We start from the raw sequence: 22733 nt of genomic DNA, 5'->3' as shown, positions 1-22733 counted from the left end.
TGATGACCCAAGCCGATCCCGGCCTGTTCCACAGCGATACCAGCAGCGACTGGGTGCGGCTGCGCACCCTGATCATGCTGCGCTGGATGGCGATCGCCGGCCAGGCGCTGGCGATCACCGTCGCCGACCGGGTGTTCCACCTGCAGATCGATACCGGGCTGTGCTATGTCGTCGTGCTGGCCTCGATGGTCGCCAACCTGGGCGCGATCTTCGTCTATCCAAAGACCAAGCGGCTGGCGGAATACGAGACGATGATCATGCTGCTGTTCGATCTCGGCCAGCTGACGCTGCTTCTGTTCCTCACCGGCGGGCTCAACAATCCCTTCGCCCTGCTGATCCTGGCCCCGGTGACGATCTCGGCCAGCGCCCTGCACCTGCGCACCACCATCCTGCTGGGACTGGTGGCGATCGCGCTGATCTCTTTCCTGAGCTATTTCCACCTCCACCTGCTTACCGCCGACGGCAGCGTGCTCGAGGTGCCGGCGATCTTCCATTTCGGCTTCTGGGCGGCGCTGGTGATCGGCATCGTCTTCATCGCGCTCTATTCGCGCCGGGTCGCGACCGAGGCGCGGACGATGTCGGATGCGCTGCTGGCCACCCAGATGGCGCTCGCGCGCGAGCAGAAGCTGACCGATCTGGGCGGCGTGGTGGCGGCCGCGGCGCATGAGTTGGGCACGCCGCTGGCGACGATCAAGCTGGTCAGTTCCGAGCTGATGGAAGAGCTGGCCGACCGGCCCGAGCTGGCCGAGGACGCCAGGCTGGTGCGCGACCAGGCCGACCGCTGCCGCGACATCCTGCGTTCGATGGGCCGGGCCGGGAAGGACGATCTGCAACTGCGCATCGCGCCGCTGGCGGCGGTGATCCGCGAGGCGGCCGAGCCGCATATGGATCGCGGCAAGCAGATCCATTTCAACATCGGCCCGGCGCCGGGCGGCGACGAGGGCCAGCCCAGCGTCCGCCGTCAACCCGAGATCATCCACGGGCTGCGCAACCTGATCCAGAACGCCGTCGATTTCGCCCGCAGCACCGTCTGGGTCGATGCCGAATGGAACGATCGCGCCATCACCATCCGCATCGCCGATGACGGGCCGGGCTATCCGCCGCAGATCATCGGCCGGATCGGCGACCCCTTCGTGCGCTGGCGCAGCAGCGCCGAGGACCGCTCCCAGCGGCCGGAATACGAGGGCATGGGGCTGGGCCTGTTCATCGCCAAGACCCTGCTCGAGCGCACCGGGGCCGAGTTGAGCTTTGCCAACGGCACCGACCCGTTCCTGACCGAGGAGGAGCGCCCGATGCGCAGCGGCGCCATCGTCGCCGCGGTCTGGCCGCGCGGCCGGATCAGCCCGGAAAGCCGCGAGGCGCTGGGCGAGAACCAGCAGATCCGCAGCTGACGCCGACCCGGCGCCGACCCGGCGCGCCGGCTTAACCCAGGATTAACCATTTACCTCAAGGCTTTGCTGCGGGGCGCTCGCCTCTTGGGGGCTGTTATGAGTTTGGACTGGGCATCCTATGCCTCGGTGGCAGGATCGTCGCTGTCGGCATCGGTCATGGCATTGGCGGGGCTGTCGATCTGGCAGAACCGCAGGCGGCAGCGGCCCGGCGGCGCGTTCGGCGAAGACGCTGCCGGCACCGTCTTCCTGTTCGATGGCGAGGATCTGGTCGATGCCAGCGATGCCGGGCGGATGTTGCTGGGCTGCGACCGGCTCGAGGGGCGGACCGCCTGGCACCGGCTGCTGTCCTTCGTCGCGCCGCGCTTTCCCGACTTCGCGCCGCGCCTGGCCCGGCTGCCCGAGCTGGGTCGTTTCGTGCTATCGGCCGAGGGACCGCCACCGCTCACGCTTCGGGCCGAATGGCGCGGCGGCCTGATCCGGATCACCCTGCGCGAGGCAGGCGAGCCCGGCGGCGGCGCGCTCGACCCGATCAGCCAGCGCGCGCTCGAGGACGAGCTGGGCGGGCTGCGCGCCACGCTGGACGAGGCCCCGTTCCTGGCCTGGCGCGCGGGGCCGGACGGATCGGTGACCTGGGCCAACCGGCCCTACCTGCTGATGGCCGCGCGCTGCGATCCGGCGGATGCCGAGATCGGCTGGCCCCTGCCCCGGCTGTTCGCCCCGCATGACGGCAACACGCGGCGCGGCGCGCTGGCGCCGCAAGACCGCGACGCGCCGCTCTGGTTCGACTGTCACAGCCTGCCGCTGAACGGCGAGACGCTGCATTTCGCCCTGCCCGCCGATGCCACCGTCGAAGCCGAGACCAGCCTGCGCAGCTTCATCCAGACCCTGTCCAAGACCTTCGCCCAGCTGACCGTCGGGCTGGCGATCTTCGACCGCCGGCGCGCGCTGGTGCTGTTCAACCCGGCGCTGGTCGAGCTGACGGCGCTCAGCCCGGAATTCCTGTCTTCCCGGCCGCAATTGCCGTGCTTCCTCGACAAGATGCGCGAGGGCCGGATGATCCCCGAGCCCAAGGACTACAAGAGCTGGCGCACCCGCGTTGCGGCGCTCGAGAAGGCCGCCGGCTCGGGCCAGTACGAGGAAATCTGGTCGCTGCCCTCGGGCCAGACCTATCGCGTCACCGGTCGGCCCCATCCCGACGGCGCCACCGCCCTCCTGTTCGAGGATATCAGCGCCGAAACGACCCTCAACCGCCGCTTCCGGGCCGAGATCGAGTTGAGCCAGGCGGTGATCGACACGATGGAAGAGGCGATCGCCGTGTTCTCGCCGGCAGGGCTGCTGATCCTGTCGAACGATGCCTATCGCGCGCTGTGGCAGACCGAAGCCGACAGCGCGCTGGGCGAAACCGGGATCGTCGAGGCCACCGGCCTGTGGCAAAGCCGCTGCACGCCGAACCCACTCTGGAACGAGGCGCGCGATTTCGTCGGCACCGTCGGCCCGCGCCAGCGTCGGAGCGGGGAGGCGCGGCTGCGCGACGGCCGGCCGCTGCGCTGCCGCTTCGTGCCCTTGACCGGCGGCGCGACGCTGATCGGTTTCTCGATCAGGCACGCGACGCCGGGACAGCCGCGGCCCGAGGTCGCCAGGACTACGCGGCGCCTCGCCTGATCGGCCGGTCCGGCGCCGCGGGGCTTGCGGGGAGCGCCTGGGGCGGTAAAACTCGCCCCGATGCAACCGACCGCCCGCCTGATCCTGCGAAGCCCCGAAGAGACCGCCGCGCTGGCCCGCTGGCTGGCGCCGCGCCTGCGCCCGGGCGACGTGCTGCTGCTCGACGGCCCGATCGGCGCCGGCAAGACCCATTTCGCCCGCGCCCTGATCCAGGCGCTGCTGGCCACGCCCGAGGACGTGCCCTCGCCCACCTTCACCTTGGTGCAGAGCTACGAATCCGCCGACGGCAACGCGATCTGGCATGCCGACCTCTACCGCCTCACCGACCCGGAGGAAGTGATCGAGCTGGGGCTCGACGAAGCCTTCGAAACCGCGATCTGCCTGGTCGAATGGCCCGACCGGCTGGGCGCGCTCGCCCCGGCCGGGGCGCTGCGCATCGGCTTTGCCGCCGGCCCCGACGACGACGCCCGCGAGCTGAGTTTCGCCGGCGAGGGCCCGTGGCAGGACCTGATCGCGACGCTGCAACTCTGGCCCGAACCGGTCTCCGAGGCCGCCGATGCCTGACCGCGCCGCGCTTTCCGCCGCCTTCCTGGAGGCCGCCGGCTGGGGCGACGCCGCCCGCGCCTTCCTGGCCGGCGACGCCTCGGCCCGCAGCTATGACCGGCTGACCCGCGGCGACAAGACCGCGGTGCTGATGGATGCCCCGCCGGAGGGCGGCGTCGATGTCGGCGCCTTCGCCCGCATCGCCCGCCATCTGCGGACGCTCGAGCTGTCGGCGCCGCGCATCCTGGCCGAGGATATCGGCAATGGCTTACTGCTGGTCGAGGATCTGGGCGACGACATCTATGCCCGGATCATCGAGCGTTTCCCGGCCCGCGAATACCCGCTCTATTCCGCCGCCACCGACCTGATCGGCTTCCTGCAATCGCAGCCGGCCCCGGCCGGCCTGCCGGTCTATGACAGCGCGAAGATGGGCGAAGCCGTCTCTCCGATTGCCGAATTCTATGCCGCGACGGTCACCGGCACGGCGCAGGACCCGGCCCCGCTGCAATCCGCGATGACCGCGGCCCTTGCCCGGCTGGCGCCCGGGGCCGACGTGATGCTTTTGCGCGACTACCACGCCGAGAACCTGATCTGGCTGCCGCAGCGCGACGGGATCGAGAAGGTCGGGCTGCTCGATTTCGAACTCGCCTGCATGGGCCACCCGGCCTACGACCTCGTCTCGCTTCTGCAGGACGCCCGCCGCGACGTCTCCGAAGAGACCGAGGAGGCGATGATCTGGCGCTTCACCGGCTTCACCAAGCGCGATCTGGAGCCGTTCCAGGCCGCCTATGCCGCTCAGGGCGCCCAGCGCAACCTGCGCATCGTCGGCATTTTCGCGCGGCTGGCGCTGCGCGACGGCAAGACGCGCTACCTGTCGATGATCCCGCGGGTCTGGGGCTACGTCCAGCGCAACCTCGCCCATCCCGAGCTGGCCGAGCTGGCCGAGCTGGTGGCGCAAACCGTGCCCGAACCGACGCCCGAGGCTCTGCAAGGGATCGCCGACAGATGCCCGACCTGATGCCGCGCGGGCCCGAGGCCCTGATGCTCTTCGCCGCCGGGCGCGGCACGCGGATGGGCGCGCTGACCGCCGACCGGCCGAAACCGCTGATCGAAGTCGCCGGGCGGCCGCTGATCGACCATGCGCTTGATCTGGTGAGCGGCGCCGGGATCGCCCGCACCGTGGTTAACACCCACTATTTCGCCGACCAGCTCGCCGCCCATCTGGCGGGGCGGGAGCTGGCGCTGTCGCATGAGCCGGAGCTGCTGGAAACCGGCGGCGGGCTGCGGGCCGCCCTGCCCCTGCTCGGCCCCGGCCCGGTCTTCACCCTGAACTCCGACGCCGTCTGGACCGGGTCGAACCCCCTCGCCCAGCTCCGCGCCGCCTGGGATCCCGCGCGGATGGATGCACTGCTGCTGCTGGTGTCGCCCGGGGCGGCGCGCGGCCGGGTCGGCGGCGGCGATTTCAGCCTCGATGCCGAGGGCCGGCTGCATCGTGGCGGGCCGATGATCTATGTCGGCGCCCAGATCCTGCGGCCCGACGGGCTGGCCGGCATTGACGCAGAGGTCTTCTCGCTCAACCTGCTGTGGGACCGGATCGCGGCGGCCGGACGGCTTTTCGGCGTGATTCATGACGGTTTCTGGTGCGATGTCGGCCGGCCCGAGGGCATCGCCGAGGCCGAGGCGATGCTGCGCGAGGCAGACCATGTTTGACCCCTCCGAAACCCCGCGGCTCTTCGCCCTGCCCCCCGGCGCCGATTTCCCGCGCGCCTTCGTCGCCGGGCTGCGCACCCGCATGGCCGGCCAGCCGCCCGAGGCGCTGGCCCGGGTCGTGCTCTACGTCAACACCCGCCGGATGCAGCGCCGGATCCGCGAGATCTTCGCCGAGCAGGGCGCCGCGCTGCTGCCGCGCATCCGCCTCGTCACCGACTTGGCGCAGGACATGAGCCTGCCCGGCCTGCCCGCGCCGGTGCCGCCGCTGCGCCGGCGCCTCGAACTGACCCAGCTCGTCGCCGAACTGCTGCGCCGCGAACCGGGGCTGGCGCCACGCTCGGCGATCTACGACCTGGCCGACAGCCTGGCCGGGGTGATGGACGAGATGCAGGGCGAGGGCGTCGGGCCCGAGGCGCTGGCCGGGATCGACATCGCCGAGCATTCGCAGCATTGGGAGCGCAGCCTCAAGTTCCTGTCCATCGTCGCGCAGTATTTCGAGGCCGACGCCCCGCCGGATGCCGAGGCCCTGCGCCGCCGCACCGCCGAGGCGATGGTGGCACGCTGGCAGGAAACCCCGCCCGACCATCCCGTCATCGTCGCCGGCTCCACCGGCTCGCGCGGGACGACGGCGCTGTTCATGCGCGCCGTTGCCGGGCTGCCGCAGGGGGCGCTGATCCTGCCGGGCTTCGATTTCGACATGCCGCAGCGGGTCTGGGACGGGCTGCACGACATGATGACGGCCGAGGACCATCCCCAATACCGCTACCGCCGGCTGATGGAACAACTGGGCGTTTCCGCTGGAACAGTGACGCATTGGAGCGACGATCGGGCGCCCAGCGCGGCCCGCAACGGCCTCGTTTCGCTGTCGCTGCGCCCGGCCCCGGTCACCGATCAGTGGATGACCGAGGGCCGCGAGCTGACCGGGCTGGACGCGGCGACAGGGGCGATGACCCTGATCGAGGCGCCCTCGCCCCGGGCCGAGGCGCTGGCGATCGCGCTGCGGCTACGCAAGGCGGCGGAGCAGGGCACCCGGGCCTGCCTGATCAGCCCCGACCGGTTGCTGACGCGGCAGGTGACGGCGGCGCTCGACCGCTGGGGCATCCTGCCCGATGACAGCGCCGGCCGGCCGCTGGCCCTGTCGCCGCCCGGCCGCTTCCTGCGCCATGTCGCCGGGCTGTTCGGCCGCCAGATCACCGCCGAGGACCTGCTGATCCTGCTCAAGCATCCGCTGTGCAACACCGGCGGGACGTCGCGCGGCAACCACCTGCTGTGGACGCGCGAGCTGGAACTGCGCCTGCGCCGCGACGGCCCGGCCTTCCCGACCGGTGCCGACCTGCTGCGCTGGGCCGAAACCCGCAAGGAAGAGGGCGTCGAAGATTGGGCGCGCTGGCTGGGCGACCTTCTCGACGGGCTCGACGCTGTCGGCACCCGGCCGCTTGCCGATCACGTCCCCCATCACCGGCAACTCACCGAAGCCCTGGCCGGCGGGCCCGGCGCCACGGACCCGGGCGAACTGTGGCGCAAGGAGGCCGGGGCGGCGGCGCTGGCGGCGATGGAGGAGTTGGGGCGCGAAGCCGGGCATGGCGGCGCGCTGACCCCGGGCGATTACACCGACCTCTTCACCGCCATCCTCGAGCGCCGCGAGGTGCGCGAGACGGTGCAGCCACACCCCTTCATCTCCATCCTCGGCCCGCGCGAAGCACGCGAGCAGGGGGCCGAGCTGGTGATCCTCGGCGGCATGAATGACGGAATATGGCCCGCCCTGCCCGCGCCCGACCCCTGGCTCAGCCGCCAGATGCGCAAGGAGGCCGGGCTGCTGCTGCCCGAGCGCCAGATCGGCCTTTCCGCCCATGACTACCAGATCGCCATGGCCGCGCCCGAGGTGGTGATCACCCGGGCCCAGCGCGACGCCGAGGCCGAAACCGTGCCCTCGCGCTGGCTCAACCGGCTGACCAACCTGCTGGGCGGGCTGCCCGGGCAAGGCGGCGTCGCGGCGCTGGCGGCGATGCGGGAGCGCGGCCGCTACTGGCTCGACCAGGCGGTGGCGCTGGAAGACCCCGGCGCGCCGACCGAGCCGGCCCACCGACCGGCGCCGCGGCCGCCGGTCGCCATGCGGCCGAAGGAACTGGCGGTGACGGGCATCCGCACCCTGATCCGCGACCCTTACGCGATCTACGCCCGCTATATCCTCAAGCTGAAGCCGCTCGACCCGCTGCGCCAGGCGCCCGACGCCCGCCTGCGCGGCTCGATCCTGCACCTGATCTTCGAACGCTACGTGCAGCAACGCGACCCGGCCGAGACCCTGGCCGAAGCCCATGCAAGGCTGATGGCGATCACCGATGCCGTGCTGGCCGAGCACACCCCCTGGCCCGCCGCCCGGCGGATGTGGCGCGCCAGGCTGGAACGCGCCGCCGACTGGTTCCTGTCGCGCGAGGCCGCGCGCGAGGGCACCCCGGTGCTGACCGAGAAAAAAGGCTCTGTCACACTGGAAAACGCGCCGTTCACCCTAACGGCCAAGCCCGACCGCATCGACCTTCTGGCCGACGACCGGCTGCATATCCTCGACTACAAGACCGGCAGCCCGCCGACCAAGAAGCAGCAGGAGCAGTTCGACAAGCAACTCCTGCTCGAAGCGGCGATGGCGGAAAAAGGCGGGTTCACCGATCTCGGCCCGCATGACGTCGCCCGGATCACCTATATCGGCCTCGGCACCAACCCGAAGGAGGAGGTGACCGAGATCACGCCCGAGGTGACGGCGAAGGTCTGGGAGGGGCTCGAACGGCTGATCGCCGCCTATCAGCAGCCCGGCCGCGGCTACCCCTCGCGCCGGGCGGTGTTCGAGGACCGGTTTCCCGGCGATTACGACCACCTCGCCCGCTACGGCGAATGGGAGATGAGCGACACGCCCCGGCCGGAGGACGTCGGATGAGCCCGCGCAACGACGCCACCGAGCGCCAGGTCCAGGCCGCCGATCCCGCCGCCTCGACCTGGCTGTCGGCCAATGCCGGCTCGGGCAAGACCCGGGTGCTGACCGACCGCGTCGCAAGGCTGCTGCTCGATAGGGTCGAACCGCAGCACATCCTCTGCCTGACCTATACCAAGGCGGCGGCGAGCGAGATGCAGAACCGGCTGTTCAAGCGGCTGGGCGAATGGGCGATGCTGGAGGAGGACGAGCTGCGGAAGCAGCTTGCCAATCTCGGCGTCGAAGACGCGGTGGACGCAGAGCGGCTGGCGCGGGCCCGCCGCCTGTTCGCCCGCGCCATCGAGACGCCGGGCGGGCTGAAGATCCAGACCATCCACTCGTTCTGCGCCTCGCTCTTGCGCCGCTTCCCGCTCGAGGCCGGGGTGACGCCGGGCTTCGCCGAGATGGACGACCGCCGCGCGACGCTGCTGCGCGAGGAGGTCATCGACCATCTGGCCGAAACCGCGCGAGAGGAGGTCGACGGCGTTGCGAGATTGCTGACCGACGAGGATTTCTCGGGCCTGAGCGCCGAACTCTGCCGTCACCGCGCCAACTTCGACCCGCCGCTGAGCCGCGATGCGATCTGGGAGCTGTTCGGGCTGTCTGCCGGCGACAGCTTCGCGACACTGCTGGCCGAGGTCTTCCTGGGCGGCGAGGAGGCGTGGCTGCCGCAGGTCGTCACCACGTTGCGCGGCGGGAGCAGCAGTGACGTGAAGAGTGCCGAGAAGCTTTCGGATCTGTCTCTGGCACTGCCGAATCCGACCGATCTCGCGCTTCTCGAAAACATCTTGCTGACGGGGCCCTCGGCCAAGGAACCCTTCACCGCCAAGCTGGGCAAGTTCCCGACCAAGGCGACGCGCGAGGCCCTTGGCCCTCTCCTGAACCGGCTCGAGGAGCTGATGCGCCGGGTCGAGGCGGCGCGGCCGCGCCGGATCGCACTGTTGGCGGCGGAGCGCACCCACGCCCTGCACCGCTTCGCCGGGGTCTTCCTGCCCGAATACGAGAGGCGGAAAGCGGCGCGCGGCTGGCTCGATTTCGACGACCTGATCGTCAAGGCGCGCGGGCTGCTGACCGATCCGTCGGTCGCGCAATGGGTGCTGTTCCGGCTCGACGGCGGCATCGACCACATCCTTGTCGACGAGGCGCAGGACACCAGCCCCGAGCAGTGGCGCGTCATCGAGCATCTGACCCAGGAATTCACCGCCGGGCGCGGCGCGCGGCAGGTCAACCGCACGATCTTCGTCGTTGGCGACAAGAAACAGTCGATCTACTCCTTCCAGGGCGCCGACCTGCGCGCCTTCGACCGGATGCATGCCGAGTTCGAGAGGCGCCTCGCCGGGGTGCAGGTGAAGCTGCAGCCGCTGACGCTCGAGTATTCCTTCCGCTCTTCCGCTGCCGTGCTGCGGCTGGTCGACATGACCTTCGACGAACGCCGCGCGGCCGGCCTGGGGGGCGATGTCAAACACCTCGCCTTCAAGCGCAACATGCCGGGCCGCGTCGACCTGTGGCCGCCGATCGAGGCAGTGGCGGATCCGGACAGCGGCGAGTGGTTCGACCCGGTCGACCTGGTCAGCGACCAGCACCACACCGCAAGGCTGGCCGCCCGCATCGCCGGCGAGATCAAGCGGATGACCGGGGCCGGAGTGCAAATCCCCACCGACAACGGGCCGCGGCCGGTGAAGGCGGGGGATTTCCTGATCCTGGTGCAGCGCCGTTCGACCCTGTTCCACGAGATCATCCGCGCCTGCAAGGCCGCCGGCCTGCCGATTGCCGGGGCCGACCGGCTCAAGCTGGGCGGCGAGCTGGCGGTGCGCGACCTGCGGGCGTTGCTGGCCTTCCTGGCGACGCCCGAGGACAGCCTGTCGCTGGCCGCCGCCCTGCGCTCGCCGCTGTTCGGCTGGAGCGAGGCCCAGCTTTACCGGCTCTCGGCCGGGCGCAGCCAGAAGTTCCTGTGGGAGGCGCTGCGCGAGCGGGCCGGGGACTTCCCGGCCGAGATGGAGACGATCGCCGACCTGCGCGACCATGCCGATTTCCTGCGCCCCTTCGAGCTGATCGAGCGCATCCTGACCCGCCACCACGGCCGCGCCCGGCTGCTGGCCCGGCTCGGCCCCGAGGCCGAGGACGGGATCGACGAGCTGCTCGGCCAGGCGCTGAGCTACGAACGGCTCGACGTGCCCAGCCTGACCGGGTTCCTCGGCTGGCTCGAGGCCGACGATGTCGAGGTCAAGCGCCAGCCCGACAGCGCCGGCAACCGGATCCGGGTGATGACGGTGCATGGCGCCAAGGGGCTCGAGGCCCCGATCGTCATCCTGCCCGACACCGCCGAACGCCGGATCCAGCAGCGCGACGCGCTGGTCGAGGTCGGGCAGGGGGCAGTGGCGTGGAAGACCCCGGCCGATGCCAGCCCGCCGGCCATCGCCGCCGCCCGCGAGGAACAGCGGGCACGTCAGGAAGAGGAGAACCTGCGCCTGCTCTATGTCGCGCTGACCCGGGCGGAATGCTGGCTGATCACCTGCGCCGCCGGCGAGGTCGAGAAGGACAGCGCCTGGTTTGCGCGGATCAGGCAGGGGATGGAGCAGGTCGGGGCGACGCTGAAAAGCGTCACTGTTCCTGCGGGATTCGGCCCGATCCAGCGATTGGAGCATGGCGACTGGCCCGCCGACGCGCCGGGCGCGGCGCCGGAGGCCGAGGCGCCGGCGCCGGTGCTGGCCGACTGGGCGCGGCGGCATGCGCCCGTGGCCGAGGAGCCGGCGCGGCCCCTGTCGCCCTCGGATCTCGGCGGCGCCAAGGTGCTGCCCGGCGAAGGCGCCGGGCTGTCGGAGGAGGAGGCCAAGCGGCGGGGGCGGCGGCTCCACCTTCTGCTCGAGCACCTGCCGCTCTGGCCGCGCGACAAGTGGCCGGAGATGGCGGCAGATTTGCTGGTCAGCGGCGAAGAACCCGCAGCCGCCGGGGAGATCGCCGAACTGCTCATCGAGGCGCGCACGGTTCTCGAGGCGCCCGACCTCGCCCCGCTCTTCGCCACCGGCACGCTGGCCGAGGTCGACATCACCGCCGATCTGGCCGGCCGACGGATGCTGGGCACGATCGACCGGCTGCTGATCGAAGACGACCGCGTGCTGGCCGTCGACTACAAGTCGAACGCGCTGATCCCGGAGCGGCCGGAACAGGTGCCCGCCGGCATCCTGCGCCAGATGGGCGCCTATGCCGCGGCGCTGGAGCAGCTGTGGCCCGGGCGGCAGATCGAGACCGCGATCCTGTGGACCCGCACCGGGCGGCTGATGCCGCTTCCGCAGGCATTGGTGCGGGCGGCGCTGGACGCGGCCGGGCTTGCGGCATCGGGTTCCCTTGACGGGGCAGGGGGGCGGCCATAGGTTCTTGGCCAACCCTTTTTCCAGGAGAACCGAGCATGGCAACCGTTCCCGTCACCGATGCGACTTTCGACGAGGAAGTGCGCAAGTCCGACATCCCCGTCATCGTCGATTTCTGGGCCGAATGGTGCGGCCCGTGCAAGCAGATCGGCCCGGCCCTGGAAGAGCTTTCGGCCGAGTATGACGGCAAGGTGAAGATCGTGAAGGTCGACGTCGACAACAACCCGGATTCGCCGGCCCAGCTGGGCGTGCGCGGCATCCCGGCGCTGTTCCTGTTCAAGGACGGCCAGGTCGTCTCGAACAAGATCGGCGCGGCGCCGAAAGCGGCGCTGAAGAACTGGATCGACAGCGAAATCTGAGCGGTTTCGCCGGACTATCGAAAGGGGGGTGCGTCGCGCCCCCCTTTTTCGTTGCGCCTGCGGCCCGCGTTGCGCCGTGAGTATTTGGGCAAAGAAGAAATGGCCGGGTCGGGCCCGGGCGGATCAGACCGGCCAGCCGAAGCGGCGGGCGCGGGCGAGGATGCGGGTCTCGGCGTCCTCGGCGGTGGCGTCGATGGTGGTTTCGCGCAGGAACCACCACAGGTAGCGGGTGTAATCCGGGGCCGGGCCCCGGACGGCGCGAAAGGCGGCCGCGATGCCGATCTCGGGCACCGAGGCGACGATGTGGTGGAAGTCGATCCGGGCGAAAAGCACGGCGGGCTTCTCGAGGAAGAAGCCGGCCAGCGCGACCGAGGAATTCTGCGTCACCACGTAGTCGCACTCGGCCAGCAGCGCCAAGGTCGGCCGCGTGGCAAGGCGCACGCCCGGCGTGGTGTCGATCAGCTGCCGCAGGGCCGTCATCTCTTCGCGGCTGTAGCTTTCGCCCGGGTGGCGGCGCAGCAGGATCTCGCGCTCCGGATCGGCGGCGCGCGTCGCCCGGATCATGTCGAGCGGGCTCATGCTCTGGAAGCTGCGGTGCTCGGTCAGCCGGCCCTGGAGCGGGATCAGGATGAAGCCCTTGTTCTCCGGCCTGCGGGCGCCGAACAGCTTGCGGCGGCGGCGGGCGACGAAGGCGCGGGCGGTCTCCGGGTCGATGGTTTCGGGATCGAAGGTCGCGTGGGCGACATCGAACTGCCACCGCGCATTGCTCTCCTCGATGCGCCAGAACGGGTAGTAATAGGCGAGCCGCAGCACCAGCGTGTTCGGTCCCATCGCCTCCTGCAGGTGAAACAGGTGATAGCCGGTGCCGGGCAGGGCCGAGAGACGGTTTTCGGCCGAGTCAGAGACGAATTCGACGCGGAAATCGCGGGATTCGAAAGCCGCGCGGATGCGGTTGGCGATGCCCAGCTCGCCGGCCTGCGCCCGTTCGCGCATCTCGTCATCGAGGTGAAGGCGCAGCTCACGCGGTTCTGACATGGCGGCAGGCTAGGGCCGGGGCCGGGGCCGCGCAAGGCTTGTTCACCGGCCTTGTTCCCGCTGGCCATGGCCGCCATATAGGCGGGAACGGACGGAGGCATGAATGGCGGAAGACAAGTTTCCCGGCTGGCACGGCACCACGATCATCGGGGTGCGGCGCGGCGGCGAGGTGGTGGTGGCCGGCGACGGCCAGGTGAGCCTGGGCCAGACCGTCATCAAGGGCACCGCGCGCAAGGTGCGGCGGATCTCGCCCGGCGGCCATGATGTCGTCGTCGGTTTCGCCGGCTCGACAGCCGACGCCTTCACCCTGCTGGAACGGCTGGAAAAGAAGCTGGAATCGGCGCCGGGGCAGTTGCAGCGCGCCTGCGTCGAGCTGGCCAAGGACTGGCGCATGGACAAGTACCTGCGCAATCTCGAGGCGATGCTGATCGTCACCGATGGCGACCAGCTTTACGTCATCACCGGCGCCGGCGACGTGCTGGAACCCGAACATGACATCGCCGCCATCGGCTCGGGCGGCAACTTCGCCCTCGCCGCGGCACGCGGGCTGATGGAGAGCGAACTGACCGCCGAGGAGGTCGCCCGCAAGGCGATGGCCATCGCCTCGGATATCTGCGTCTATACCAACGGCAACCTGACGGTTGAGAAGATAGCCAAATGACCAACCTGACCCCCCGCGAGATTGTCTCGGAGCTCGACCGCTTCATCATCGGCCAGAAGGAGGCCAAGCGCGCCGTCGCCGTGGCGCTGCGCAACCGCTGGCGGCGCAAGCGGCTGGCCGATGACATCCGCGAAGAAGTCTACCCCAAGAACATCCTGATGATCGGCCCGACCGGCGTCGGCAAGACCGAGATCAGCCGCCGCCTGGCCAAGCTGGCCAAGGCGCCCTTCGTCAAGGTCGAGGCGACGAAGTTCACCGAGGTCGGCTATGTCGGCCGTGACGTGGAGCAGATCGTCCGCGACCTGGTCGATGCCGCGATCATCGAGACCCGCGAGCGGATGCGCGAGGAGGTCAAGGCCAAGGCCCATGCGGCGGCCGAGGAGCGGGTGATCGAGGCCATCGCCGGCAAGGACGCGCGCGAGCAGACGCGCGAGATGTTCCGCGGCAAGCTCAAGCGCGGCGAACTGGACGATACCGAGATCGAGCTCGAACTCGCCGATACCTCGAACCCGATGCCGATGATGGACATCCCGGGCCAGCCCGGTGGCGGCATGGGGATGCTGAACCTGGGCGACATCTTCAAGGGCTTCGGCGGCCGCACCGTGAGACGCAAGATGACCGTGGCGCAAAGCTACGACATCCTGATCGGCGAGGAGGCCGACAAGCTGCTGGATGACGAGGCGGTCAACAAGGCGGCGCTGGAGGCGGTGCAGGAGAACGGCATCGTCTTCCTCGACGAGATCGACAAGGTCTGCGCCCGGGCCGATGCCCGCGGTGGCGATGTCAGCCGCGAGGGGGTTCAGCGCGACCTGCTGCCGCTGATCGAGGGCACGACCGTCAGCACCAAGTATGGCGCGGTCAAGACCGACCATATCCTGTTCATCGCCTCGGGCGCCTTCCACATCGCCAAACCCTCGGACCTGCTGCCCGAATTGCAGGGCCGGCTGCCGATCCGGGTCGAGCTGCGGGCGCTGACGGAAGAGGATTTCGTCCGCATCCTGACCGAGACCGACAACGCCCTGACCCGGCAATACACCGCGCTGATGGGCACCGAGGAGGTGACGGTCAGCTTCACCGAGGACGGCATCGCGGCGCTGGCCCGGATCGCGGCCGAGGTCAACCGCAGCGTCGAGAATATCGGCGCGCGGCGGCTCTATACCGTGATGGAGCGGGTGTTCGAGGAGCTGAGCTTCACCGCGCCGGACCGGGGCGGCGAGGAGATCGTCGTCGATGCCGGCTTTGTCGATGCCAATCTGGGCGAGCTGATGAAATCGGCCGATCTGAGCCGCTACGTGCTGTAACACGGCGCCACTCGGCAATGTGACGTCACGAAGGGCTGGCCGGGGCTACGGGCATTTCGTATCACTGCGAAAAGCCCTTTCAGCCCTCGGCCCGATGTTCCGGATTCGCCTCGCCGTCCTTTTCTGCCTCGCCCTTGCCGCCTGCGCCCCGCGGCCGGCGACGGTGGTGCTGCCCGAGGCGGCGCAGGTCGGCAAGGTCGAAACGCTGCTCTACGCCACCACGCGCAATCCCGAACCGGCCGGGAAATACGGTAGCGACCGGGTCTACAAGCCGCTTTACGGTCAGCTCGAGGTGGCGATTCCGCCCAGCCATACGCCGGGAAAACTGGAGGTCAGCGGCGGCGTGCCGGACCCGAAGCGCGATTTCGCGCTGGCGGGCGAGCAACGCTTCGACGGCGAGGCCATGTTCCGCGCCCGGCTGGCCCGGCAGCTGCGGGCGCGGCCGCCCGGCCAGCGCGAGGTCGTCCTGTTCGTCCATGGCTTCAACGTCAATTTCGCCGAGGGCGCCTTCCGGCTGGCGCAGCTGGTCGACGATTTCGACATAGGCGGCGTGCCGGTCTATTTCTCCTGGTCCTCGGCCGCCAAGGTCCTGGGCTACGAACACGACCGCGACAGCGCGCTGTTCGCCCGCGACGCGCTGGAAAGAACGATCAAGGACGCCCGCGCCGCCGGGGCGGAATCGATCCTGCTGGCCGCCCATTCGATGGGCGCCTTCCTGGCGGTCGAAACCCTGCGGCAGATGGCGATCGAGAACCCGGCGTTGCCGCGGCGGGCCGTCAACGCGGTGGTGCTGATCTCGCCCGATATCGATGTCGACGTGTTCCATTCGCAGGCCTGGCGCATGGGCCGGCTGCCGCAGCCCTTCGTCATCTTCGTCTCGACCAAGGACCGGGCGCTGCGGCTGTCAGCGATGCTGTCGGGGGCGCAGCACCAACTGGGCAACCTCAAGACCATCAGCCAGGTGGCCGACCTGCCGGTAACCGTGTTCAACGTGACGAAATTCTCCAACGGGGCCGACCTGAACCACTTCACGCTGGGCAACTCGCCGGCGCTGATCCGCTTGTTCCGCAATGCCGGGGCGGTGAACGACTATATCCAGCGCGACCGCTCGGGGCGAACCGGGCTGCTTCCCGGCACGGTGCTGGCGGTGCAGAAGGCGACGGAAATCCTGCTCGAACCGCTCTCGATCACCCAGTAGAGCCGGGCGCGCGGCGCAGGTAGACGTAGAACGCGCCTTCGCCGCCATGCTTGCGATGGGCCGGCGTGACCTGCAGCACGACCGCGCCCAAAGGCGGCGCCGACAGCCAGTGCGGCACCTGGTGGCGCAGGATGCCGCGCCGGGTGGGGATCGGGCCCATGCCGTCGCCGTCGCGGCCCTTGCCGGTGATCACCAGCACCAGCCGCTTGCCGGCGGCATGCGAGGTCAGGACGAACCGGATCAGCTCGGGATGCGCCTCGGCCAGGGTCATGCCGTGCAGGTCGAGCCGCCGCTCGGGCGTCAGCTTGCCCCGGTTCATCCGTGTGAACTGCTTGCGGTCCATCCGCACCGGGGCGTGATGCAGATGCTCGGTGACAGAGGGGGCAAGGTCATGGCCGTGGGCCCGGGGCCGGGCCGACTGGCCAAGCTGGAACTCGGGCAGCGGCGCCGGACCGGTCGGGTCGTGCTTGACGGTGTCGTGTTTCACCGGGCGGTCGGGTTCTTCCGGCCCCGGATGCGGCCGGGCCGGATGCATTGGCGTCAGCGAGCGCGCGACCCGCTGCCACAGTTCCTCTTCCTCGGGCCGCAGGGCCCGGGGCCGGCGCCGCGCCATCGCCCTAGCCCCCGTTTTCCATCGCCAGGGCCCGGGCGACCGGCAACAGCACGACCATGCGGCCGCCGTCGCGGACATGGCTGGCGATGCGACCCGCCTTGGCGCCCGAACCGTAGAAGATATCGGCCCGTTGCGGCCCCTTGATGGCACTGCCGGTATCCTGGGCGATCATCAGCCGGCGCAGCGGGTTGCGGCCCGTCTTCTCGACCCAGACCGGCGCCCCCAGCGGCACGTAATCGGGATCGACCGCGATGCTGCGGCCCGCCGTCACCGGCTTGCGCATCGCCCCCAGCGGCCCGCGATTGGCGGCCAGGCGCAAGACGCGGAAGAAGACGTAGGACGGGTTGTGGCGCAGCATCGTCATGCCGCGATCGGGATGGTCCTTGACCCAGCTGCGGATGCGGGCAGCCGAGACCCGGTGCTTGGGCAGCAGGCCGCGCCGGGCCATCTCGCGCCCGACCGAGCGGTAGGGATGGCCGTTCTTGCCGTCGAAGCCGACGCGCAGGATGCGGCCGTCGGTCAGGTGCAACCGGCCCGAGCCCTGGACCTGGAGGAAGAAGGCGTCGACCGGGTTGTCGAGCCAGGCGATCTCGAGCCCGCGGCCGGCAAGGAGGTGCCGGGTTTCGATCTCGGCCCGGCTATACCAGACCGCGCCGGGCCGCAGTTCGGGCGGGCGGCGATAGATCGGGTAGGCAAAACGCGGGGTCCGGGTGGCCGAGGCGGTCAGTTCCGGCTCGTAATAGCCGGTGAACAGCGCCTGTTTCGGATCGCCCAGCAGAACCGGGCGGAAATAGCTCTCGAAGAAGCCGCGCGGATCGTCGCCGGCCAGGCGCGCGGCGGCGCAGGTCTCGTGCCAGTCCGGGTCTTTCAGCCGCGGGCAGGTGACGAGAAAGGTCGACAGGGCGGCGGCGAAATCGTCCTTGGCCCAGCCCTTGAGCTGATCGAAGCGCAGCGTTTGCGCGCGCGGCCCGGCCGCCGCCCCCGTCACGGTCGCTGCCATGGCGGCGACCACGGCCACAAGCGCGAGGGCGCCGACAAGCCGCGCCCCGCCCATCATTCGCCGGTGGCGACCAGTTGCCAGTTGGGATCGTTCGACCCCATCTTGCGGCCGAAGGTCCAGACGTCGCGCTGACGCCGGATCGTGTTGGCGTCGCCCTCGACGATCTCGCCGGCCTTGTTGCGGACCACTGAAGTCAGCTCGCCGACGAAGCGCACGGTGACCTCGGCCTCGTTGCTGGCGCGGTCGAAGCTGGCCTCGGTCAGGGTCAGCTCGCGGATGCCGACGAAGTTGGTCTCGAGCGTCAGGCCCTGGGCCTCGCGCTGGGCGACCACCTCGCGGAAACTGTCGAGGACATCGGGGGCGAGGAAGGGCGCGACGGAGTCGAGATCGCCCTTCTCGAAGGCGGTCAGGATCATCTCGTAGGCGCCGCGCGCCCCGCGCAGGAACTCACCGACGCCGAAGGACGGCTCGACCCGCTTCATCGCGGCCAGGGCCTGGGCGGCGGGGCTGCCCTCGGGCACGTGATCGATGATGTCGGCATCCGGGCCGCCCTCGATCACCTCGAACTCGCGCCGACGCGGCCTCTCTTCCGATTTCTGCGTCGGAAGCGGCGGTTTTTCAAAGCCTTCACGGGTGCCGAGAACACTTTTCAGACGCAGGATCAGGAACACGGCGACCCCGGCCAGAACAAGCAGTTGGATCACGGCAGAACTCATTTTTACCTCGGTTTCGGGGCAGTAAAATCTCTGTGGGGTTGGTATCGCCCACGGTCCCCCCCTATGTAGGGTGCCAAGGCGGGGGAGTCTACCATACCCCCCGAGGATAAGGAAAACCGAGATGTGGCTTTTTGCCCTGTTCGTCTTCGTTCCGCTGACCGAGATCGCTCTGTTCATCAAGGTCGGCGGCTGGCTGACCCTGTGGCCGACGCTTGCCATCGTCATCGGCACCGCGATGCTGGGCACCGCGCTGGTCAAGCGCCAGGGCATGCAGACGATGGAAGAGCTGCGGCGCTCGTTCTCCGAGCTCGACGACCCGACGGCGCCGCTGGCCCACGGTGCGATGATCCTGCTGTCCGGCGCGCTGCTGGTGACGCCGGGCTTCCTGACCGACACGATCGGCTTCCTGCTGCTGGTGCCGGCGGTGCGGCGGGCGATCATGCGCTGGGCCGGGCGCAACATGCGCGTCACCACCTTCGAGATGGGGTCCGGCCGGATGCAGTCCGGCCCGCGGCCGCACGGGCCGCATTCGGGCGGGCCGCATGGTGGCTATCCCGGCGATTTCGGCGACGGATCGGTGATCGACGGCGAATTCGAGGAACTCGACCCGAACAAGCGTCCGACCCATCAACCCTCGGGCTGGACCCGGCACTGACAGCCCCGCACTGACAGCTTGGTGACGCGTCGCCAAGGCGGATTGAGCGGCTGCGCCGGACCTGCTAGACAATCGACGATTAAGACAGCTCTTCCGACAGGAGATTACGATGGCCGAGAACGGCACCGATACCGCAGCCCCGCAAGAGGGCGAGCAGCAGCAGATCCAGATGCAGATCCTGGCCCAGTACATCCGCGACATGTCGTTTGAGAACATCGTCGCCCAGAAGGGCCTGCATGGCGGTGAGGTCACGCCCGAGATCCAGGTCCAGATCGGCCTCGACGCGCGCAAGCGCCCGGTCGAAAACCAGTACGAAGTGATCCTGAAGTTCAACATCGAGTCCAAGAACAAGGACAGCGAGGACAAGATGTTCCTGATGGAGATCGAGTATGGCGGGATCTTCCACGTCGCCGGCGTGCCGGAGGACCAGCTGCACCCGTTCCTGCTGATCGAGTGCCCGCGCCACCTGTTCCCCTATGTCCGCCGCATCGTCGCCGACGCCACCCATGACGGCGGCTTCCCGCAGCTCAACCTCGAGCCGGTGGATTTCGTCCAGCTCTACCGTCAGCAGGCCGCGGCGCAGCAACAGGCCGCCGCTCAGTCGGCCCAGGCCTGATCAGCCCAGCGACTTCCAGATCGCGCCGTCGCCCAGCCCCTCGACAAAGGTGGCATGGGCGGCGGCTTCCGCTTCGGTGATCCGGGGCGCCAGCGGTTTCGGCCGCGGCGGCGGGCGCCAGTCGGAGGCCTCTTCAAGACCCGCGCTCTTGCCGCCTTGCGTCGACAGGCCGAAATCGGGCTGCCGGCCGCCGATCAGTTCCAGATAGACTTCCGCCAGGATCTCGCTGTCGAGCAGCGCGCCGTGCAGGTCGCGCGCCGAGTTGTCGATGCCGAAACGGCGGCAAAGCGCGTCCAGCGTCGCCGGCGAACCGGGGAATTTCCGCCGTGCGATCAACAGGGTATCCAATGCCTGATCGTTCGGCAGCTGGCGCAGGTTGGCCCAGCCCAACTCGGCATTGAGGAACTTCATGTCGAAGGCGGCGTTGTGGATCACCAGCCTGGCATCGCCGACGAAATCGAGAAACGCCTGGCCGATATCCGCGAAAAGCGGCTTGTCGCGCAGGAAATCGTCGCCCAGCCCGTGAACCTCGAACGCCTCTTTCGGCATCGGCCGCTGCGGGTTGATATACTGGTGATAGGTGTTGCCGGTGGGGACGTGGTTGAACAGCTCCACCGCCCCGATCTCGACGATCCGGTGGCCTTCCGACGGCTCGAATCCCGTGGTCTCGGTATCGAGAACGATCTCACGCATCTTTCCGCCCCTTGATCTCTTCGATCAGTTCTCGCACGGCACGGCGGGCGGCCTCAAGCCCCGTGGTCTCGATCACCCAGGTCGCGCGCGCGCGTTTCTCGGCATCCGGCATCTGGCGGGCGAGGATGGTATCCAGCTGCGCCTCGGTCATGCCGGGCCGGGCCAAGACCCGCTCGCGCTGGACCTCGGCCGGGGCCGAGACGACGACGACCCCGTCCATCTCGGCATCGCCGCCGGTCTCGAACAGCAGCGGAATGTCGAGCACGACGAGATCGGCGCCGTTATTGGCCGCGTTGTCGATGAATTCGGCCCGGTCGGCGGCGACCAGCGGATGGATCACGGCCTCGATCCGGGGCAGGGCGGTCTTGTCCCGCGCGATCCAGTCCTTCAGCGCCGTCCGGTCGACGGCGCCGTCGCGGATCGCCTGCGGATGCAGCGCGGCGATCGCCTGCGCCCCAGCGCCGCCGGGGGCATAGAGCCGGTGCACCGCGGCATCGGCGTCCCAGACCGGCACGCCCTCCTCGGCGAAGAATTGCGCCGTGGTCGATTTGCCCATGCCGATCGAGCCGGTAAGACCGAGGCGGAATGGCCGGCTCATGCCTTCAGCACGGCCTGGCGGGTGTCCTCGTCGACATCCGGACGCAGGCCGAACCAACGCTCGAAACCCGGCGCCGCCTGGTGCAGCAGCATGCCCAGCCCGTCGACCACCGTCGCGCCCTGCACTTCGGCCAGATCGAGGAAATGGGTCCGCAGCGGGGTATAGACCAGATCGTTGACAACCGCCTTGGGCGACAGCGCGTCGAGCGACAGCTTCATCTGCGGCTTGCCGGTCATGCCCAGCGAGGTGGTGTTCACCACCGTGGCGCAATCCTCGAGCATTCCGGCGGCCTGAACCCAGTCGTGAACCACGACCTTGGCGCCGAAATCGGCGCGCAGCGCCTCGGCCCGGGCCCGGGTGCGGTTGGCGACGCGGATCTCGGGCGCGCCGATCTCGATCAGCGCGGCGATCACCGCCCGTGCCGCGCCTCCGGCGCCCAGCACCGCCGCCGGGCCCGAGGCCGGTGCCCACATCGGCGCGTTCTGGCGCAGGTTGGCGACGAAGCCCGAACCGTCGGTATTGTCGGCGTGGATCTTGCCGTCCTGGCGGAAAATCAGCGTGTTCGCCGCGCCGATCAGCGCCGCCCGGTCGGTGACGGTATCGGCCAGCTGGAGCACGCTTTCCTTGTGCGGAATGGTGACGTTGACGCCGACGAAACCCAGCTTGGGCAGGGTCTGCAATGCCTCGGCCAGATCGGCCTGGGCGATATCCATCGGGATGTAGTATCCCTGCAGGCCGTAGCGTTTGAGCCAATAGCCGTGCAGGGCCGGCGAGCGGCTATGGGCGACGGGAGAGCCGATCACCCCCGCCAGCGGAATCCGCGTATCGCTCATGTCGCGATCAAACCCCTTGTTCCGAGATAGTCGAGCACCGCCAGCAGCGGCAGGCCGAGAACAGTGAAATAGTCGCCTTCGATGTGCGAGAACAGACGCACACCCTCCTCCTCAAGCTTGTAGGCGCCCACCGCGTGGCGGATGCTGTTCCAGTTGCGGTCGAGATAGGCGTCGAGATAGGCGTCGGAGAAGCTGCGCATCGTCAGCCGCACCTCGCCCACATGGCGCCAGACCGGTTTGCCGGCCTCGTATATCACGACCGCCGAGAGCAACGCATGACGGTTGCCGCGAAGCGCGCGCAACTGTGCCCGGGCTGCATCAACATCCTCGGGCTTGGACAGGATCGCGCCCTTGAAGGCCAGGACTTGGTCGCAGCCGAGCACCAGCGCATCGCCGTTCTTCTCCGAGATCTTGCGCGCCTTCATCTCGGCCAGGGCATCGGCAACGTCGCGCGGGCCGGCCTGCTCGGCCTCCAGGGCGGCACGGATCGCCTCCTCGTCGATGCGGGCCGGCATGATCTCGACCGGGACGCCGGCATTGGCCAGCAGCCGGGCGCGGATTTCGGAGCTCGATGCCAGGATAACGGGGCGCATGTGGGCGATCCTGTGGATGAGGGGCGAATGAAGGACGGAACGCTTTGGGGGTAACCCGGCGCCGGCCGATCGTTCCCTGAATTCGACCGCTCTTGTCAAGCTGTCAGCCCCGGTTATCCACCTGATGACGATGCTTTCCTCAGCCTGTTGGAAGCTGTCTTACGCGCCGGATTTGCACATTTCATACACATGGCAAACATCTGCACTGCTTCAGGTATATACTTGC

21 protein-coding genes are annotated in these 22733 nt (G+C 69.3%); 13 read left to right on the top strand and 8 right to left on the bottom strand.

Going from position 1 to position 22733, the window contains the following annotated elements:
- Window positions 1-2: 2 nt before the first annotated feature.
- The 8 genes from regB to trxA all read left to right on the top strand — a co-directional run bounded on the left by regB (window position 3) and on the right by trxA (window position 11995).
- Window positions 3-1391 carry a sensor histidine kinase RegB gene (gene regB, locus ACFOES_RS18070; RefSeq protein ID WP_377834766.1) on the top strand — a complete coding sequence of 463 codons (1389 nt, stop codon included), beginning with the start codon at window positions 3-5 and terminating at the stop codon, window positions 1389-1391.
- A gap of 96 nt (window positions 1392-1487) precedes the next feature.
- Entirely contained in the window at window positions 1488-3053 is a 1566-nt protein-coding gene (locus ACFOES_RS18065) for a PAS-domain containing protein (RefSeq protein ID WP_377834765.1), read from the top strand.
- A 60-nt stretch (window positions 3054-3113) separates the two neighbouring features.
- Complete coding sequence (gene tsaE, locus ACFOES_RS18060) at window positions 3114-3617, top strand: tRNA (adenosine(37)-N6)-threonylcarbamoyltransferase complex ATPase subunit type 1 TsaE (RefSeq protein ID WP_377834764.1); 504 nt, start codon at window positions 3114-3116, stop codon at window positions 3615-3617.
- Window positions 3610-4614: an aminoglycoside phosphotransferase family protein gene (locus tag ACFOES_RS18055; protein WP_377834763.1), complete on the top strand. Its 1005-nt coding sequence runs from the start codon at window positions 3610-3612 to the stop codon at window positions 4612-4614. Before tsaE ends, ACFOES_RS18055 begins: the two co-directional genes overlap by 8 nt.
- Window positions 4602-5306, top strand: coding sequence for a nucleotidyltransferase family protein (locus ACFOES_RS18050; RefSeq protein WP_377834762.1), 705 nt, complete (start codon window positions 4602-4604; stop codon window positions 5304-5306). Before ACFOES_RS18055 ends, ACFOES_RS18050 begins: the two co-directional genes overlap by 13 nt.
- Window positions 5299-8235: a double-strand break repair protein AddB gene (addB, locus tag ACFOES_RS18045; RefSeq protein ID WP_377834761.1), complete on the top strand. Its 2937-nt coding sequence runs from the start codon at window positions 5299-5301 to the stop codon at window positions 8233-8235. The genes ACFOES_RS18050 and addB overlap by 8 nt, the downstream gene beginning before the upstream one ends.
- Window positions 8232-11639, top strand: coding sequence for a double-strand break repair helicase AddA (gene addA / locus ACFOES_RS18040; protein WP_377834760.1), 3408 nt, complete (start codon window positions 8232-8234; stop codon window positions 11637-11639). The genes addB and addA overlap by 4 nt, the downstream gene beginning before the upstream one ends.
- 35 nt (window positions 11640-11674) lie before the next feature.
- Window positions 11675-11995 carry a thioredoxin gene (trxA, locus tag ACFOES_RS18035; RefSeq protein WP_377834759.1) on the top strand — a complete coding sequence of 107 codons (321 nt, stop codon included), beginning with the start codon at window positions 11675-11677 and terminating at the stop codon, window positions 11993-11995.
- A 123-nt stretch (window positions 11996-12118) separates the two neighbouring features.
- Here trxA and ACFOES_RS18030 read toward each other — a convergent pair whose 3' ends face one another.
- Window positions 12119-13030, bottom strand: a complete 912-nt coding sequence (locus ACFOES_RS18030) for a hypothetical protein (RefSeq protein ID WP_377834758.1) — start codon at window positions 13028-13030, stop codon at window positions 12119-12121.
- Window positions 13031-13133: 103 nt separating this feature from the next.
- On the opposite strand from ACFOES_RS18030, the gene hslV reads away from it, so the two are divergent.
- The 3 genes from hslV to ACFOES_RS18015 all read left to right on the top strand — a co-directional run bounded on the left by hslV (window position 13134) and on the right by ACFOES_RS18015 (window position 16190).
- Window positions 13134-13691, top strand: coding sequence for an ATP-dependent protease subunit HslV (hslV, locus tag ACFOES_RS18025; RefSeq protein WP_377834757.1), 558 nt, complete (start codon window positions 13134-13136; stop codon window positions 13689-13691).
- Window positions 13688-14992 (top strand): ATP-dependent protease ATPase subunit HslU, encoded by a 1305-nt coding sequence (gene hslU, locus ACFOES_RS18020; protein ID WP_377834756.1) that lies wholly within the window; start codon window positions 13688-13690, stop codon window positions 14990-14992. Before hslV ends, hslU begins: the two co-directional genes overlap by 4 nt.
- 94 nt (window positions 14993-15086) lie before the next feature.
- The gene (locus ACFOES_RS18015; protein ID WP_377834755.1) at window positions 15087-16190 is read left to right on the top strand and encodes an alpha/beta hydrolase; all 1104 of its coding nucleotides are present in this window, start codon (window positions 15087-15089) and stop codon (window positions 16188-16190) included.
- Here ACFOES_RS18015 and ACFOES_RS18010 read toward each other — a convergent pair.
- The 3 genes from ACFOES_RS18010 to ACFOES_RS18000 are packed head-to-tail and all read right to left on the bottom strand — an operon-like array spanning window position 16180 to window position 18519.
- Window positions 16180-16803 (bottom strand): Smr/MutS family protein, encoded by a 624-nt coding sequence (locus ACFOES_RS18010; protein WP_377834754.1) that lies wholly within the window; start codon window positions 16801-16803, stop codon window positions 16180-16182. The genes ACFOES_RS18015 and ACFOES_RS18010 overlap by 11 nt on opposite strands.
- A 4-nt stretch (window positions 16804-16807) precedes the next feature.
- Window positions 16808-17803, bottom strand: a complete 996-nt coding sequence (gene mltA / locus ACFOES_RS18005; RefSeq protein ID WP_377834753.1) for a murein transglycosylase A — start codon at window positions 17801-17803, stop codon at window positions 16808-16810.
- Window positions 17804-17856: 53 nt separating this feature from the next.
- Entirely contained in the window at window positions 17857-18519 is a 663-nt protein-coding gene (locus tag ACFOES_RS18000; protein ID WP_377834752.1) for a Tim44/TimA family putative adaptor protein, read from the bottom strand.
- 121 nt (window positions 18520-18640) lie between these two features.
- On the opposite strand from ACFOES_RS18000, the gene ACFOES_RS17995 reads away from it, so the two are divergent.
- Window positions 18641-19174 carry an FxsA family protein gene (locus tag ACFOES_RS17995; protein ID WP_377834751.1) on the top strand — a complete coding sequence of 178 codons (534 nt, stop codon included), beginning with the start codon at window positions 18641-18643 and terminating at the stop codon, window positions 19172-19174.
- Between the two features lie 103 nt (window positions 19175-19277).
- The gene (gene secB / locus ACFOES_RS17990) at window positions 19278-19790 is read left to right on the top strand and encodes a protein-export chaperone SecB (RefSeq protein ID WP_377834787.1); all 513 of its coding nucleotides are present in this window, start codon (window positions 19278-19280) and stop codon (window positions 19788-19790) included.
- On the opposite strand, the gene dnaQ is transcribed toward secB, so the two are convergent.
- Genes dnaQ through ACFOES_RS17970 form a run of 4 tightly spaced genes read right to left on the bottom strand, consistent with a single transcriptional unit; the run spans window position 19791 to window position 22507 of the window.
- Window positions 19791-20483: a DNA polymerase III subunit epsilon gene (gene dnaQ / locus ACFOES_RS17985; RefSeq protein ID WP_377834750.1), complete on the bottom strand. Its 693-nt coding sequence runs from the start codon at window positions 20481-20483 to the stop codon at window positions 19791-19793.
- Entirely contained in the window at window positions 20476-21081 is a 606-nt protein-coding gene (gene coaE, locus ACFOES_RS17980) for a dephospho-CoA kinase (RefSeq protein WP_377834749.1), read from the bottom strand. The genes dnaQ and coaE overlap by 8 nt, the downstream gene beginning before the upstream one ends.
- Window positions 21078-21914: a shikimate dehydrogenase gene (locus ACFOES_RS17975; protein ID WP_377834748.1), complete on the bottom strand. Its 837-nt coding sequence runs from the start codon at window positions 21912-21914 to the stop codon at window positions 21078-21080. Before ACFOES_RS17975 ends, coaE begins: the two co-directional genes overlap by 4 nt.
- Window positions 21911-22507, bottom strand: a complete 597-nt coding sequence (locus ACFOES_RS17970; RefSeq protein WP_377834747.1) for a Maf family protein — start codon at window positions 22505-22507, stop codon at window positions 21911-21913. The genes ACFOES_RS17975 and ACFOES_RS17970 overlap by 4 nt, the downstream gene beginning before the upstream one ends.
- Window positions 22508-22733 lie beyond the last annotated feature (226 nt).

The sequence above is a fragment of the Acidimangrovimonas pyrenivorans genome, assembly GCF_042643245.1.
Lineage (GTDB): Bacteria > Pseudomonadota > Alphaproteobacteria > Rhodobacterales > Rhodobacteraceae > Acidimangrovimonas > Acidimangrovimonas pyrenivorans.
The sequence above is the reverse complement of the archived record's forward strand: the minus strand, read 5'-3'. Positions and strand labels throughout refer to the sequence as shown.